Consider the following 15,127-nt stretch of genomic DNA (forward strand, 5'->3'; position numbering starts at 1 on the left):
GTCGATATGCGTATCGGCTGGGAGCTGATCAAGGCTGGTGATCAGCGTCACCGGGGGCGGCAGCATCTCGGCCTTCGCAGGATTGCGGATCAGCGCAATGACGTGGTGCCCTGCTCCGCTGAGGCTCGCTGCAAGACGGCTGCCGATGAAGCCGGTGGCGCCGGTGATGAGGACGGTCTTGCGGCCGGGCAGCTTCTCGACGAGACCGTCCGTCGGAGCGCTTCGCAGGCGGCCGAGCCGGCGCATCGCGGCAAAATCCCTGAGACCGCAGAGTGCCGCGCCAATTGCGCAGGCGGTCGCAGCGATGCTGAGCAGGCCCTGATAGACGACGGTGACGCCAAAGGGCCGCATGGCCCAGGCGATCAGCAGCGGCAGCAGCAGCACCAGGATGGCGCCGTAATTGATCGCAAGCAGCGTGTGATTGATCCGCTCGCTCGGCGGCAGCTTGCGACTCAGATCCTCCTCGACGAAATCCATCAGCGTGATGACGATCTCGGCAACCAGCACCGCGACGATCAAAAGCGCCAGCACACCATAGACCTCGAGCCAGCCCAGTATGAGGAACAGCAGCGCATAAAACATGTTGCGGATGCCGTGCAGCTTCAGCTCAAGACGCTGCGACGGACGCCAGGCCAGGCGCTCGGTGAACTCGTGGTGATAAAAAGTGTCGAACACGCCCATCACGATCTGGATGGCGATGAGCGTCCACAACAGCGCGGTCATGACACGGCCTCCCTGAACAAGGCGGACTGGTGGATCAGCGCGCCGTAACGCGGATGAATGACATCAAGGGTGAAGCGGAAGGCGCCCTCGCCGAGATCCCGATGCGTCACGGTGAGATCGCCCGGCGTGAACCATCGCGGCAGCGGGATCCAGAGGCGTCCGAGCTGAAGGCCGTAACCGGCGCTGCGGAAGGTCAGCGTCTCACCCTCGACCGCGATGCGCAGTGCCATCGAGACGCCGAAGCCGACATATTCCTCCAGCCCGGTAGGGCCGGCGAAACGCTTGGCCGAATGGATCACCTGCGGAAAGCCGCGCTTGCGCGCGCAGATCCGGGTCCAGGTCTGACCGCCCGTCGTACCGTCCTCGGTGACGGTCACGATCATGGGCACGCCGGTGTCGCGCCCCGTGGGAAGTGGCCCGCCGATCAGGCGCGCGGCTTGCGCGAACCACCAGCCGATGTCGCTGAAGGCGACCTCGTCGACCACGCCGACATAGACCACGCTGTCGCCATCGGCGACGCGCTTGGAGAAGCGCCGCCAGGTCGCGAGCGGCAGCCGGCCCCAATCCTCGTCCGACAGCAATGTGCGGAAGCGCCGATCATCGAGCAGTTTGATGTGAGCAGTGGTTGGTGCGTTGGAGCCTGAGAATCGAGCCGACGTCATCGCACCCTCCTCAAACCTATTTGGCTTTGCCCAGCGGCAGCAGGTTGGCGATCTTCTCGCCAAGCCGCATCAAGGCGACCACCCGCGGCCGCGGCACTTTCAGCATCTGCATGAACCAGTGGTCGGCGAGCTCGGTGAAGGCGAGCATCTCCTTCAGCCGTTTGCTCGCCACCGGATTGATGGTCGGATCGTCGGCCGCATCGGTCACGCAGGCCCGCAGCGCCGTGATCGCGGGATCGAGCTCGCGCTCCTTGCGCCGCGCCGCGATACGCGTTGCGACCTCCCAGATGTCGGTCTCCGCCTCGTAGTGGTCGCGGCGGTCACCGAGGATCGGCACGCGCCGGATCAGGTTCCAGGCGAGCAGCTCCTTCAACGAATTGGAGACGTTGGACCTGGCCATGCCGAGCGTGTCGGCGATGTCCTCCGCGGTCATCGGCGCCTCGGCGAGATAGAGCAGCCCATGGATCTGACTGACCGAGCGGTTGACGCCCCACTGATCGCCCATGTCGCCCCAATGCAGGATGAAGCGCTGGACGGCGGCGGGGAGTTTCTTCTTTCCGGTTATTTCTGTCATAACAGAAATATCTGACGACATCGACCGCGTGTCAAGCACTTGTCGAAGCCTCCCCACCTGCATACCGTCCGCAAGATTTGCCTAAAAACCTCTCAGCAGATGGGAACCAAAGGCCCTTCAAGGCGTTTGCTCCGGTCGAGGCGGGGTCCGTAATGGTCAAAAAGTCCAGTCAACAGAGAGACTTGTTCGAAAGCGAACGGAGTTTCCGGCTGTTGGTTGAAGGGGTCGCGGACTACGCGCTCTACATGCTCGATCCCAATGGGATCATCACGAGCTGGAACATTGGCGGCGAGCGGATCAAGGGCTATTCGCCCCAAGAGATTCTCGGCCAGCATTTCTCGCGCTTCTATACCGAGGCCGACCGGGCCAACGGCAAGCCGGCCCGTGCGCTCCGCATCGCCCGCGAGCAGGGCCGCTACGAGGAGGAAGGCTGGCGCGTCCGCAAGGATGGCACCTTCTTGTGGGCCAGCGTGGTGATTGACCCGATCTACGAGAACGGAGCCCTGGTCGGCTTCGCCAAGATCACGCGCGACATCACCGAGCGGCGCAATGCTCAAATCAGGCTCGAGGCGATGCAGACACAGCTTGCCGAGTCGCAAAAATTCGATGCGCTCGGCCAGCTCACCGGCGGCGTCGCCCACGACTTCAACAATCTCCTGATGATCATCAGCGGCAGCCTTCACATCCTCAAGAAGGGCGATCCCGAGGATCCCAGGTTCCAGCGCGCCATCTCGGCGATCGAGACCGCCGCCAAGCGCGGCGCCGCACTGACCGGCCAGCTATTAACCTTCGCGCGGCGGCAAAGCGTCAATCCGCAGGCGATCCATTTGGCTGACCGCATCGAGGCGATCCGCGAAGTGCTTTACGCCGGCGTTGGCAGCGCGGTTCATCTCGCCTTCGACATCGACCGCGAGGTCTGGCCCGTCAAGGCCGACATCTCCGAGTTCGAGACGGGACTGCTCAATCTCGTCATCAACGCACGCGATGCCATGCCCGACGGCGGCACGGTGACGATCGGCGCGCACAACATCGTCCTCGACGATCCGCTCCATAACGGCGAATACGTCGCCATCACCGTCAACGATACCGGGCTCGGCATCCCCTCCGACGTCGTCGACAAGATTTTCGAACCGTTCTTCACGACGAAGCCGGTCGGAAAAGGCACTGGCCTCGGCCTGTCGCAGGTGCACGGCTTCGCGCATCAGGCTGGCGGCACGATCAAGGTCGCAAGCGAGCTCGGCAAGGGCACGACCTTCACCATCCTGCTGCCGCGCGAAACCGCGGCGGCGTCGAACGAGACGCCAGACGCGGCGACGGTGCGCGGCAGCGGCACGGTGCTGCTGGTCGAGGATAATCCCGATGTCGCACTCGTCAGCACCGGTCTGCTGGAGCAGCTCGGCTACAGCGTGCGCCGGGTTGCAGATGCCGAAGCCGCGCTGCGCGAACTCGAGAGCGACGGCGTCGACTTCGTGTTCTCCGACATCGTCATGCCCGGCAAGCTGGACGGGCTCGGCCTGGCGCACCTGTTGCGCCAGACCCACCCCGACCTGCCGATCCTGCTCGCCAGCGGCTACAGCGAAGCCGCCGCCGGCGTGCGCGGCGACTTCCCGATCCTGCGCAAGCCGTATGAGATCCACGAACTGAGCGAAGCGATCTCGAAGCTGCCGCGGTGATGGTTCACCTCTCCCGAAGGGAGAGGTGAAGACCGCCGATGGAGCGCATAGATGTTCACCTACACCGTCGGCAACACCGAGAATGCCTCCCCTGCCCGGCGCAGGTTCAGTTCATCGACGCTGGCCGTCTCGCTGGTCACGCTGTCCACGCGCGATGATGGCGGACCGTGGCGGCACAGCGCGACCATGTCGGCGACATGCTTCGGCGCGCCCGCGAACAGCGCTTCGACGCTGCCGTCGCGGCGGTTGCGGACCCAGCCTTCGAGGCCGCTCGCGGTTGCCTGGTATTCGACCCAGGCCCGATAGCCGACGCCCTGCACGCGCCCACGGATCATCACCTGGAGGATCGCCCGGCTCATTGCTTCAGCCCAAGGAGGTCGGCGCTGCGCACTTTGACATCGGCCTCGCGCATGACGCGGCTGGTCAGCTCCGCCGACGGCAATCCCTTCAGCGCCTTCGGCGGCGTGCCCTCGCGCAACGCCCTCTGGACCTCATAGACCGCCTGTATGGCAGCCGCGATCGGCGCGTGGCCCTGCAGCGCGATGCGCACGCGCTGGCCCGCGAGATAGTCGATCGCGTTCAATTCGTCCGGTGCACCGCCGAGCACGATGGGCAGACGCGTGGCGCCGGCGATGGCCTCGAGTTCGGCGCGTGACTTGATGCCGGTGAAGAACAATGCGTCGACACCGGTCGCCTCATAGGCTCTGGCGCGACGGATCGCATCCTCGACCGAGGTGATGGAGGCAGCGCCGGTGCGGCCCATGATGACCAGCGAGGGATCGCCGCGGCCATCGAGCGCGGCCTTCATCTTGCCGACGCCCTCCTCCAGGGAGATCAGCTGCGCCTTGGCCTCGCCAAAGGCCGCCGGCAACAGCGTGTCCTCGATGGTGAGGCCGGCGGCGCCCGCCGTCTCCAGTTCCTGCACCGTGCGGCGCACGTTGAGCGCATTGCCATAGCCGTGATCGGCATCGACCAGCACCGGCAGGCCTGCGGCACGCGACATCCGGCGCATCTGCTCGGCAAGCTCGGTGAGTGTGATCAGCGTGACATCGGGGTCGCCGAGCACGGCGAGCGAGGCGACCGAGCCGCCGAACATGCCGAGCGGAAAGCCGAGATCCTCGGCAATGCGGATCGAGATCGCGTCATAGACCGAGCCGGGATGGACGCAGGTGGGGCCCGAAATGATCGAACGCAGTTTCTCGCGGCGGGAACGAAAGGCCATGGTGCCCTCTCACACTATTGCGACGCAGCCGCAACATACTCCGTCATTGCGAGCGCAGCGAAGCAATCCAGAGTCTTTCCGAGGGAGGCAGTCTGGATTGCTTCGCTGCGCTCGCAATGACGGAGTTGGTGGGGCCAGCAGGGCCCCACTCACACACTTACGCAAACTCCAGGATCAGCGCGTCCACCGCGAGCGTCGCACCGGCGCTGGCGTGGATCTTCTTCACCGTGCCATCCTGCTCGGCGCGCAGCACGTTCTGCATCTTCATGGCTTCGACCACGGCCAGCGTCTCGCCGGCCTTGACCTCCTGGCCTTCGGTCACTGCGATCGAGACGATGAGCCCGGGCATCGGACAGAGCAGCTTCTTGCCGGTGTCGGAGGCCGCCGTCACCGGCATCAGCCGGGCGGACGCGGCTTCGGCTTCGGTCCAGACATAGACCGGCACCTCGACGCCCTGATGCGCGAGGCGAATGCCGTTGGGAACCGGCCGCGCCTGCACCGCAATGAAGTGGCCGTCGATGGTGCCCTGCCAGACCGGGTCACCCGGCTTCCATGGCGACTGCAACAGATGCGCCTTGCCGGCCGTGCCGTCGGCATCGACGAAACGGATTGCGATCGCATCGCCCTCGCGGGCAATCTCGAGCGGAATCTCCTGGCGGTCGAGCCAGACCGCGCGGCGGCGTTCGCGCTGCACGACGCGCCCGCCCATCTGGCCGGAGATCTGCCGCTTGCGCTCACCCAGCACGTGATCGATCGCGGCGCCAACCGCGGCGATGCGACGCGCGACCTCGCCCTCGGGCACGCGCACGGAAAAGCCCTTGGGGAATTCTTCCGCGATGAAGCCGGTCGACAGATTGCCTTCGCGCCAGCGCGGATGATGCATCAGCGCGGACAGGAACGGGATGTTGTGCCTGATGCCGTCGACATAGAACGAGTCAAGCGCGGTCGCCTGCGCCTCGATCGCGGCCGCACGCGACGGCGCGTGGGTGACGAGCTTGGCGATCATCGGATCGTAATGGATCGAGATCTCGCCGCCTTCCTGCACGCCAGTGTCGTTGCGCACCGTGATGCCGTCCTTGCTCACCTCCGCCGGCGGGCGATACTTCACCAGGCGCCCGATCGAGGGCAGGAAGTTGCGGAACGGGTCCTCGGCGTAGAGGCGCGACTCCACTGCCCAGCCCGTGAGCGTGACGTCCTTCTGCGCGATGGCGAGCTTTTCGCCGGCTGCGACGCGGATCATCTGCTCGACGAGGTCGACGCCGGTGACGAGCTCGGTGACGGGATGCTCGACCTGGAGACGCGTGTTCATCTCCAGGAAGTAGAAGCTCTTGTCCTGCCCGGCGACGAATTCGACCGTGCCGGCGGAATCATAATTCACGGCCTTCGCCAGTGCGACCGCCTGCTCGCCCATCTTACGGCGGGTGGCCTCGTCGAGCAGCGGCGACGGCGCCTCCTCGATGACCTTCTGATTGCGGCGCTGGATCGAGCACTCGCGCTCGCCGAGATAGATGACGTTGCCGTGCTTGTCGCCCAGCACCTGGATCTCGATGTGGCGGGGATCGACGATGAACTTTTCGACGAAGACGCGATCGTCCCCGAACGAGGCTTTTGCTTCCGCCTTGGCGAGATTGAAGCCTTCTGCGACCTCGGCCTTGGAATGCGCGATGCGCATGCCCTTGCCGCCGCCGCCGGCAGAGGCCTTGATCATGACAGGGTAGCCGATCTCGTCGGCAATCCTGACCGCGTGCTTGTCGTCCTCGATGACGCCGAGATAGCCCGGCACGGTCGAGACCTTGGCCTTGGCGGCGGCCTTTTTGGATTCGATCTTGTCGCCCATCGCGGCGATCGCGCCGGGGTTCGGGCCGATGAAGACGATGCCGGCGGCTTCCAGCGCGCGCGGAAACGCCTCGCGCTCGGACAGGAAGCCATAGCCGGGATGCACGGCCTCGGCGCCGGTCTTTTTGCACGCCTCGACGATCTTCTCGATCACCAGATAGCTCTCGGCCGCGGCCGGCGGGCCGATCAGGACGGCCTCGTCGGCCATCTCGACATGGAGGGCGTCGCGGTCGGCCTCGGAATAGACGGCAACCGTCTGAATTCCCATCTTGCGGGCGGTCTTGATGACCCGGCAGGCGATTTCGCCGCGGTTGGCGATCAGGATGCGTTTGAACATGATTTTCTTGAGCTTCGTCCCCTGGGCGGGACCCTGCCCCACGCCTTGGCGGGCCGGTGGGACGGGGCCGTATCCTGTCGTGGTACAGCAAAATGGGCCGGAGGCAACGGGCAAAATCCGGCCCGCTCTGGCGTACCAGCGCAAGACCCGTATGGGCCCGAGGCCTTGACGCCCTATGGCTTTCCGCCCTTGGCCACGTCCCGGACCAGGCTGTGGATGAAGCCCAGTTTGGCGACCACGGCCGGCGACAGGATGAAGGGATAGAGGTCGCGCAGGCCCATGGCGCGGTTGACGCTGTTCATGGCGAAGGTGAAGGGCAGCCATGCATCGACGATCGCCTGGATGTCCAGCGCCTCGTAAGGGTTGAAGCGGATCCGCGTCGACAGCTCCCCGTCGGGGTCGACCTTCGGACGCACCTCCATGCCGAACTCGCCAGCCATTTCCAGCGTATCGACGATGTGGAGGTAATGCGCCCAGGTCTCGGCGAAATCCTCCCAGGGGTGCGTGGTCGCATAGGCCGAGACGTAATTCTGCTGCCAGTCCGCCGGCGCGCCTTGGGCATAATGCCGCTGCAGGGCCTCACCGTAGTCAGCGGAATCGTCGCCGAAGACGGCGCGGCATTCGTCCAGCCTGCCGCCCTCGCGCACCAGCACGTCCCAGAAATAGTGCCCGACCTCATGGCGGAAATGCCCGAGCAGCGTACGGTAAGGCTCGCCCATCTCCAGCCTGCGTCGCTCGCGCTCGATGGTATCTGTCTCGGTGAGCGCGATCGTGATCAGTCCGTTGTCATGGCCGGTCATGATCCTTTGCCCGGTGTTGGGATCATCGGCGAGGAAATTGAAGATCAGGCCGTGCTCGGGATCGTCCTGCCGGGTCTGGAGCGGCAGCCTCCAGCGGATCAGCGAATAGAACAGCCGGTGCTTTGCCACCTCCAACTCGCGCCAGCCGGCGAGCTGCGCGGGGTCGGAGAGATCGGGCACGATGCCGTTGTGGCGGCAGGCGCGGCAATAGCCCGTGGTATCGCCGGCATCGGTCAGCCAGTTGCAGGCGTCGTAATCGGCATTGCGGCAGAGCATCCGGCGTTCGCCCTTGTCCGCAAGCGTCTTCCAACCCTCCCCATCGGGCTCGATCGCCGACATCGTCTCCTTTTCCGGCAGGAAGGCGACCCGGTGGCCGCAGCGTCCGCAGGCGCGGTTCTCGAAATAAAGAACGTTGCCGCAGTCCTGGCAAACAAAGAGCTTCAAGATCGAGCCTCTTGGGAAGGTGTGTCTTACTGATGTCAACTATGGCGCCACGCAGATACGCGCGCAGGCCGCTCATCGTTCCTTCTTTAGGAACAAATAGCCAGCCCCCACGTTCATTCACATCACCGGATGCGGTGCGGTGGGCGTTTCCTCAAGCTATTCCCTTTTGAGCAATGGCTATCACGCTATGTCTGTGTGAATATCGGTCCGCCACGTGCGCCCCCGCATCACAACGGCCGATACCTTGAACGATCCTTTGCCCGAGACCATCGCCGCCGAACGGCTGCGCCAGCACCTCGAAGAAATCGCGCGCGAGCGGGACGAGGCCTATCGTGCGCTGCAGGAGCGCGAGGCGGAGCTGGCGCGCATCCAGCGCATCGGCAAAGTGGGTGGGGTCGAAGTCGACCTCCGCGAAGGTTTCAAGAACCGCCGCTCGCCTGAATATCTGATCATCCACGGCCTGCCGCCCGAGGCCGCCGACGAGACGCATGAGGATTGGGTCAGCCGCATCCATCCCGACGACCGCGATGCCACCGTCAAGCATTTCTTCGATGCGCTGGCCGCGACCGGCGAGGACTACACGGCCGAATATCGCATCATCCGCCCCAGCGACGGCCAGACCCGCTGGATCCGTGTCGTCGCCAAGATCGAGCGCGACCGCGACGGCCGCGCCATCCGCCTGGTTGGCGCCCATATCGACATCACCGACCAGGCTCTGGCGCGCGAGACGTTGCGCGAGAGCGAAGAGCGCTTCCGGCTGATCGCCGACAGCGCGCCGGTGCCGATCTGGGTGACGAAGCTCGACCGCACGCGCTCCTTCGCCAACCAGGCCTATGTCGACTTCCTCGGCTTGCCCTACGAGCAGGCCATCGCCTTCGACTGGCGCAAGGTGCTGCACCCTGACGACCTGCCGCGTGTGTTGCAGCAATCGGTCCAGGGCGAAGCCTCGCTCAAACCGTTCGTGCTGGAGGCGCGCTACAAGAACGCATCAGGCGAATGGCGCTGGCTGCGCTCGGAATCGCAGCCGCGCTGGGACCCGACCGGCAAGCATATCGGCTTCATCGGCGTCGCCCACGACATCACCGCCGCCAAGCAGGCCGAGATCGAGCTGCGGAGGCTCAACGAGACGCTGGAAGAGCGCATCGTCGAGCGCACCGCCGAGCTCGAATCCAACGAGGCCCGGCTGCGCGCCATCCTGGAGACCAGCAACCAGTATCAGGGGCTGGTCAACCTGAAGGGCGAGCTGCTCTACGCCAACAAGACAGCGCTCGACGGTATCAAGGCCAGTTCTGCTGAGGTCATCGGCAAGCCGTTCTGGGACACGCCCTGGTTCACCGCTACGGAACGCATGAGCGCAACCGTGCGCGAGGCCTTCAACACCGTGCTGAAGGGCGAAGCCGTGCGGCTTGAGATGCGGCTGCGTCTGCCCATCGGCGAGCGCGATTTCGAGTTCAGCATCCGCCCCGTGCTCGACCGCCATGGCAACATCACCGGCGCGGTGCCTGAAGCCGTCGACGTCACCGAGCGCCGCCGCGGCGAGGAAGCGCTGCGGCAGTCGCAGAAGATGGAGGCGATCGGGCAGCTCACCGGCGGCGTCGCGCACGATTTCAACAACCTGCTCACCATCATCCGCTCGGCGACCGACTTCCTGCGCCGGCGCGAGCTGCCGGAGGAGCGCCGCCGCCGCTATGTCGACGCCATCTCCGACACCGTCGAGCGCGCCTCGAAATTGACCGCGCAGCTGCTGGCCTTCGCGCGCCGGCAGCCGCTGAAGCCGCAGATCTTCAATGTCGGCAGCCAGGTCGAGGGCGTGGCGCAGCTGGTCCGGCCGCTGGTTGGTGGCCGCATCGAGATTGTCGTCGAGATCGACGATGCGGACTGCTTCACCGTCGCCGACATCGCGCAGTTCGAGACCGCCCTCATCAACCTCGCCATCAATGCCCGCGACGCCATGAACGATGAAGGCCGGCTCACCATTTCAGTGCGCAAGGTCCAGGGCATTCCGAACCTGCGCGCGCAGTCCGCGCGCAGCGGCGACTATGTCGCGATCTCGATCGCGGACACCGGAAGCGGCATCGCGCCCGAAAACATCGACGCCATTTTCGAACCCTTCTTCACCACCAAGGAGGTCGGCAAGGGCACCGGGCTCGGCCTCAGCCAGGCCTTTGGATTTGCAAAACAGTCCGAAGGCGACATCGCCGTGACGAGCACACCGGGCCAGGGCGCGACCTTCACCATCTATCTGCCGCAGGCGCAGAGCCCCAGCGCCGAGAAGGAAGCGTCCTCGCTGACCACTGAGGGCGCCACCACCGGCCGGGGCTATCGCGTGCTCGTGGTCGAGGACAATGACGACGTCGGCCAGTTCTCGACGGAGCTCTTGGAGGACCTCGGCTACGTCACCCGCCGCGTCGCCAACGCCAACGCCGCGCTCGCCATCCTTGGCGAGAACGAGTTCGCGGTTGATCTCGTCTTCTCCGACGTGATCATGCCCGGCATGAACGGCGTCGAGCTCGCCGGCATCATCCGCGAGCGCTATCCGGGCCTGCCCGTCGTGCTCACCTCCGGCTACAGCAACGTGCTCGCGGAAAATGCTCACCGCGGCTTTGAATTGATCCAGAAGCCGTATTCGGTGGAATCGCTCTCGCGCATCCTGCGCAAGGCGATCATGGAGAAACTGTCGGTGGCGAGGTGAGTGCTACAGTTGTACGACGTTGCCACAAATTCCGTCATTGCGAGCCAACCGGTCCGCGCGAAGCGCGGCCCGATGGCTCGCAATGACGACGATGGAGCGTCGTCCTGGAACAACGGATACCGATGACATGAAACCCGCCCTCTTCTCCGCCTGGCAAACCTGGGCGCTGCTCTCCGCCTGCTTCGCCGCGCTGACCGCGATCTTCGCCAAGGTCGGCGTCGAGACCATTAATCCTGATCTCGCCACCTTCATTCGCACTATCGTGGTGCTGCTGGCCTTCTCGGTGCTGCTGTTCTTCACCGGCCAGTTCACGGTGCCGTCGGCGGTCTCGCCGAAACCCTTCCTGTTCCTGGTGCTGTCGGGGCTTGCGACCGGCGCGTCGTGGTTGTGCTATTTCCGTGCCCTGAAGCTCGGGCCGGCGACGCTGGTGGCGCCGATCGACAAGCTCAGCGTCGTGCTGGTGGCGCTGTTCGCCTTCGCCTTTCTCGGCGAGCGGCCGAGCGCGCAGGGCTGGACCGGGATCACCATGATCGGCGCCGGGGCAGTGCTGCTCGCCGTGAAATTCTGACGCTTCCAATTTCATTCCACGCCAAGGACTATCCGTGCCGAGCCTGCCGTCTGCCCCCCTCTGGGCCTGGAGCATCATCGCCGTCGCGACTGCCGGCGTCATCATCCGCCCTTTCCACCTGCCCGAGGCGATCTGGGCCGTGCTCGGCGCCGGCGCGCTGGTGCTGCTCGGCTTCCTGCCCTGGCAGGATGCGCTTGTCGGCATCGAGAAAGGCGTCGACGTCTATCTCTTCCTGATCGGCATGATGCTGATCGCCGAGCTGGCGCGGCTCGAGGGCCTGTTCGACTATCTCGCCGCGGTTGCGGTGGAATATGCCGGCGGGTCGCCGCAACGGCTGTTCCTGCTGATCTACATCGTCGGCACTGTCGTCACCGTGCTGCTCTCCAACGACGCCACCGCCATCGTGCTGACGCCGGCCGTCTACGCCGCGACGCGCGCGGCCGGCGCAAAACCGCTGCCTTATCTCTTCGTCTGCGCCTTCATCGCCAATGCCGCGAGCTTCGTGCTGCCGATCTCTAATCCCGCCAATCTCGTCGTGTTCGGCGCGCGCATGCCGCAGCTCAGCGAATGGCTGCGCCTGTTCGCCCTGCCCTCGGCGGCGTCGATCCTGCTGACCTATATCGTGTTGCGCCTGACCCAGCATCACGCGTTGAAGGAGGAAACGATCGCAAGCAGCGTGCCGCATCCAACACTCGGCCGTGGCGGCAAGCTCACGGCTGTCGGCATCATCGCTGTCGGAATCGTGCTGGTCACAGCGTCCGCACTCGACAAGCAGCTCGGGCTGCCGACTTTCATCTGCGGCGTGGTGACGTCAGCCATCGTGCTGCTGATCAGCCGCCAATCGCCGATGCCGGTGCTGAGAGGCGTATCCTGGAGCGTGCTGCCGCTGGTTGGCGGTCTCTTCGTGATGGTGGAGGCGCTGATCAAGACCGGCGTCATCGGCCAGCTCAGCGCTCTGCTGCATGAAGCGGTGGCGCAATCGGTCCCGAAGGCGGCCTGGAGCGTCGGCATCGCAACCGCGATCGCCACCAACATCGCCAACAATCTGCCGGTCGGGCTCGTCGCAGGCTCGGTCGCTGCCAGCGATCACCTGCCCACGCCCGTCGTCAGCTCCATCCTGATCGGTGTCGATCTCGGGCCCAATCTGTCGGTCACGGGATCGCTTGCCACCATCCTGTGGCTGGTGGCGCTGCGGCGGGAGAAGATCGAGGTCGGCGCCTGGCCGTTCCTCAAGCTCGGCATGCTGGTGACGCCGCCGGCCCTGATCGCGGCACTGGCTGCCGCGATCAGGTGATGCTTCGACGTCAGTCGTTCTCGTAGCCGTAGACCTCAGGCAGGATGAAGATTGCCGCAAGCAATCCGATCAGCGGGAAGATCGCGACGAACAGAGTCGCGCTGGCCTGCCCGATCGCCGCGAACAGCGACGGGAACAGGAAGATCGCCAGGAACGACGGCAGCTTCACAAACATGTAGGCGAAGCCGCTGGCGGTGCCGCGGTACTTCGGCTTGGCGACCATGGTCGGGATCGTCATGCAGTTCGACGCGTCCCAATAGTGCCCCCACAGCATGGCGGCGGCCGCGAACGGCAGCAGCATCTTGTTGTCGGTGTAGAGCGCGAAGGCCGCGACCAGGAGCGAAGCCAGCACGATGCCGAAACCGGCGATGGCGATGCCGCGATGGCCGATCTTCGGCGTCAGCAGCGGGCCGACCCAGCCCGACAGCGCGGCGAAGCAGAACAGGCCCATCGTCACCAGATTGTTGCCGAGCACGCTGGAGACGCCGACCATCACGAACAGCACCGGCAGGTAGAACGCGAAGGTCGAGAATTCGCTGCCTTGCGCGAAGCAGGCGATCCAGCCGTAGACGGTGGCGCGCCAGCGGATCGGATCCTTCTTGAGGTCGGCGAGGAATGCCCGGGTCGAAACCTTCGGCACCTCGACGTCCTGGTCCGGCAGCATGGCAAGATCGTCGTTGAACATCTCGCGCGCGACCTGCTTGGCCTCGCGGTAGCGTCCCTTCTGCACCAGCCACACCGCCGTCTCCGGCACGTCGTGGCGCATCACCAGGATGATCAGCGCCGGCACCGCGCCGAGGCCCAGCGTCACGCGCCACAGCATCTCGTGCTGCATGTCGATCAGAAGGAAGATCACGATGACGCCGATGGTCAGCACCTCGCCGACGGCGAACATGAACTGCCAGCGGTTGCCCATCACCTCGCGCTCACCCTTGGCCATGGATTCCATGATGTAGGTGTAACCGGTCGAGATGTCGGAACCGAGCGGAACGCCGAGCAGGAAGCGGATCACGACCAGCCAGCCGACGCTGGGCACAAAGGCCTGCGCCAGGGCCAGCACGATGAACATCACCATCGTGATCAGGAACATGACGCGGCGGCCGATCTTGTCGGACAGCCAGCCGCCGAGCAGCGCGCCGATCAGCGCGCCACCCTGCGTGCCCGCGGCGGCAAGGCCGAGCATCAAGGGATCCGGATTGTACTGCTCCTTGATGAAGATCAGCACGAAAGCGATCGAATAGAGATCCCAGGCCTCGACCAGGATCGAGGCCATCATCAGCCAGCCGACCTTGTTGCCCTTGGGACTGTAATTGGTGATGAGGTAGCGGACCGCGGTTTCGCTTGCGGTCGGTTGTGGCATGGCCATTGTCTGCATGTTTGGTCCTCTCTTCAAAACTCTCTACGCGCCGAGCAGCGGCTCGATACTGCAATCGAGCAGGCGCGGATCGATCCCCGCCTCCATCCCTGAGAACATCTCGCCCATGTAGTCGATCAAGGCGTCGCTCGCCTTCACGGCATCCTCGACGCGGCGGTTCGCAACCGCGTTGAGAATACCGAGATGATGATCGATCGTTCCTGACAGATCGGCCTGTCCCGGCATGAAGCGATGATGGATGTAGCCGATGCGGCGATAGAGCGTGTGCAGGGGCCGCAGCGTATGCACCAGGAACGGCTCGCCGGCAGCTTCCAGCACCAGCGCATCGATGCGCCGGTCGAGGCTGTTGAACTCGTCCAGGGTCAAGGTGGCGCGGCGTTCACGAAGCAGGCGCTCGATGTGCAGCGCCTGATTGCGGTGCGAGAGACTGGCGCGATCGGCCGCGAGGCGGATGACAAACCGCTCCATGTCGCGGCGCAGGCCCAGCAGCATGCGCTCGCGCGCGAGGTCGATCGGCGCGATGTGCAGCCCGTGGCGCGGGCGGATGATGATGAGCGTGTCGGCGGACAGACGATTGACGGCGTGATGCACCGGCGTGCGGCCGAAGCCCGTGATCTGCTGCAATTCCAGCATGGTCATGAACTGGCCGGGCTTGAGCTCGCAATGAACCAGCAGCTCCTCAATCCGCTGATAGGCCAGCTCGAAGAAGTTGAGACGATTGCGCCGAGAGGGCCTGCCCCCGCCGTCCTCTGGTCTCACCACCTCGAGCGCGCGCTTGCGCCGTGCCATCGCATGTCCTCCCAACCGCCTGCGCTCTCGCTGCAGGGCGGCGCCTTATTTGTGGCACCCTTAAAACATGTTGTGATATATTACAAGCAGCGGTAAGAGACTTTCGCCGACGCCGCAATATGTTGCGTTGCGAAATGA

The 15,127-nt window shown here is 64.9% G+C and carries 13 protein-coding genes; 4 read left to right on the forward strand and 9 right to left on the reverse strand.

The annotated features are described in order from the left end of the window. From AOQ71_RS48340 to AOQ71_RS23350, 3 genes are all read right to left on the reverse strand, one after another. A partial coding sequence (locus AOQ71_RS48340) for an NAD-dependent epimerase/dehydratase family protein (RefSeq protein ID WP_245317085.1) occupies nucleotides 1-723 on the reverse strand: 723 nt, incomplete at its 3' end. Beyond that, nucleotides 720-1,385, reverse strand: a complete 666-nt coding sequence (locus AOQ71_RS23345; protein ID WP_057751574.1) for a DUF4166 domain-containing protein — start codon at nucleotides 1,383-1,385, stop codon at nucleotides 720-722. The genes AOQ71_RS48340 and AOQ71_RS23345, both read right to left, overlap by 4 nt. 16 nt (nucleotides 1,386-1,401) lie before the next feature. Further along, complete coding sequence (locus AOQ71_RS23350; protein ID WP_057751577.1) at nucleotides 1,402-1,959, reverse strand: GbsR/MarR family transcriptional regulator; 558 nt, start codon at nucleotides 1,957-1,959, stop codon at nucleotides 1,402-1,404. A gap of 152 nt (nucleotides 1,960-2,111) precedes the next feature. Here AOQ71_RS23350 and AOQ71_RS23355 point away from each other — a divergent pair, with 152 nt between their 5' ends. Beyond that, on the forward strand, nucleotides 2,112-3,632 hold the full coding sequence (locus AOQ71_RS23355) for a PAS domain-containing sensor histidine kinase (protein WP_057751579.1): 1,521 nt from the start codon (nucleotides 2,112-2,114) through the stop codon (nucleotides 3,630-3,632). 59 nt (nucleotides 3,633-3,691) lie between these two features. On the opposite strand, the gene AOQ71_RS23360 is transcribed toward AOQ71_RS23355, so the two are convergent. The 4 genes from AOQ71_RS23360 to AOQ71_RS23375 all read right to left on the reverse strand — a co-directional run bounded on the left by AOQ71_RS23360 (nucleotide 3,692) and on the right by AOQ71_RS23375 (nucleotide 8,271). Beyond that, nucleotides 3,692-3,991 (reverse strand): acylphosphatase, encoded by a 300-nt coding sequence (locus tag AOQ71_RS23360; RefSeq protein ID WP_057751581.1) that lies wholly within the window; start codon nucleotides 3,989-3,991, stop codon nucleotides 3,692-3,694. Continuing rightward, entirely contained in the window at nucleotides 3,988-4,854 is an 867-nt protein-coding gene (locus AOQ71_RS23365) for an isocitrate lyase/PEP mutase family protein (protein ID WP_057751583.1), read from the reverse strand. The genes AOQ71_RS23360 and AOQ71_RS23365 overlap by 4 nt, the downstream gene beginning before the upstream one ends. 157 nt (nucleotides 4,855-5,011) lie before the next feature. Then, nucleotides 5,012-7,027, reverse strand: a complete 2,016-nt coding sequence (locus tag AOQ71_RS23370; RefSeq protein ID WP_057751585.1) for an acetyl-CoA carboxylase biotin carboxylase subunit — start codon at nucleotides 7,025-7,027, stop codon at nucleotides 5,012-5,014. A gap of 173 nt (nucleotides 7,028-7,200) precedes the next feature. Continuing rightward, on the reverse strand, nucleotides 7,201-8,271 hold the full coding sequence (locus AOQ71_RS23375; RefSeq protein ID WP_057751587.1) for a zinc-binding metallopeptidase family protein: 1,071 nt from the start codon (nucleotides 8,269-8,271) through the stop codon (nucleotides 7,201-7,203). A 214-nt stretch (nucleotides 8,272-8,485) separates the two neighbouring features. Between AOQ71_RS23375 and AOQ71_RS23380 the strand changes: the two genes are divergently transcribed. The 3 genes from AOQ71_RS23380 to AOQ71_RS23390 all read left to right on the forward strand — a co-directional run bounded on the left by AOQ71_RS23380 (nucleotide 8,486) and on the right by AOQ71_RS23390 (nucleotide 12,825). Further along, nucleotides 8,486-10,963 (forward strand): hybrid sensor histidine kinase/response regulator, encoded by a 2,478-nt coding sequence (locus AOQ71_RS23380; RefSeq protein WP_057751590.1) that lies wholly within the window; start codon nucleotides 8,486-8,488, stop codon nucleotides 10,961-10,963. Nucleotides 10,964-11,090: 127 nt separating this feature from the next. Further along, nucleotides 11,091-11,531 carry an EamA family transporter gene (locus AOQ71_RS23385; protein WP_057751812.1) on the forward strand — a complete coding sequence of 147 codons (441 nt, stop codon included), beginning with the start codon at nucleotides 11,091-11,093 and terminating at the stop codon, nucleotides 11,529-11,531. A 43-nt stretch (nucleotides 11,532-11,574) separates the two neighbouring features. Beyond that, a complete protein-coding gene (locus AOQ71_RS23390) occupies nucleotides 11,575-12,825 on the forward strand; it encodes an arsenic transporter (protein WP_057751814.1) in 1,251 nt (416 codons plus the stop codon). 10 nt (nucleotides 12,826-12,835) lie between these two features. On the opposite strand, the gene AOQ71_RS23395 is transcribed toward AOQ71_RS23390, so the two are convergent. Together AOQ71_RS23395 and AOQ71_RS23400 are read right to left on the reverse strand one after the other, a co-directional pair. Then, nucleotides 12,836-14,200: an MFS transporter gene (locus tag AOQ71_RS23395; protein WP_057751592.1), complete on the reverse strand. Its 1,365-nt coding sequence runs from the start codon at nucleotides 14,198-14,200 to the stop codon at nucleotides 12,836-12,838. Between the two features lie 24 nt (nucleotides 14,201-14,224). Next, the gene (locus AOQ71_RS23400; RefSeq protein ID WP_057751594.1) at nucleotides 14,225-14,989 is read right to left on the reverse strand and encodes a GntR family transcriptional regulator; all 765 of its coding nucleotides are present in this window, start codon (nucleotides 14,987-14,989) and stop codon (nucleotides 14,225-14,227) included. Nucleotides 14,990-15,127 lie beyond the last annotated feature (138 nt).

This window comes from Bradyrhizobium manausense (assembly GCF_001440035.1).
GTDB classification, from domain to species: Bacteria; Pseudomonadota; Alphaproteobacteria; order Rhizobiales; family Xanthobacteraceae; genus Bradyrhizobium; species Bradyrhizobium manausense.

Coding starts and splice junctions, on each gene's coding strand:
- AOQ71_RS23355 (WP_057751579.1), top strand. CDS start 2,112: ATGGTCAAAAAGTCCAGTCAACAGAGAGACTTGTTCGAAAGCGAACGG.
- AOQ71_RS23400 (WP_057751594.1), bottom strand. CDS start 14,989: ATGGCACGGCGCAAGCGCGCGCTCGAGGTGGTGAGACCAGAGGACGGC.
- AOQ71_RS23385 (WP_057751812.1), top strand. CDS start 11,091: ATGAAACCCGCCCTCTTCTCCGCCTGGCAAACCTGGGCGCTGCTCTCC.
- AOQ71_RS23365 (WP_057751583.1), bottom strand. CDS start 4,854: ATGGCCTTTCGTTCCCGCCGCGAGAAACTGCGTTCGATCATTTCGGGC.
- AOQ71_RS23360 (WP_057751581.1), bottom strand. CDS start 3,991: ATGAGCCGGGCGATCCTCCAGGTGATGATCCGTGGGCGCGTGCAGGGC.
- AOQ71_RS23350 (WP_057751577.1), bottom strand. CDS start 1,959: ATGACAGAAATAACCGGAAAGAAGAAACTCCCCGCCGCCGTCCAGCGC.
- AOQ71_RS23395 (WP_057751592.1), bottom strand. CDS start 14,200: ATGCAGACAATGGCCATGCCACAACCGACCGCAAGCGAAACCGCGGTC.
- AOQ71_RS23345 (WP_057751574.1), bottom strand. CDS start 1,385: ATGACGTCGGCTCGATTCTCAGGCTCCAACGCACCAACCACTGCTCAC.
- AOQ71_RS23370 (WP_057751585.1), bottom strand. CDS start 7,027: ATGTTCAAACGCATCCTGATCGCCAACCGCGGCGAAATCGCCTGCCGG.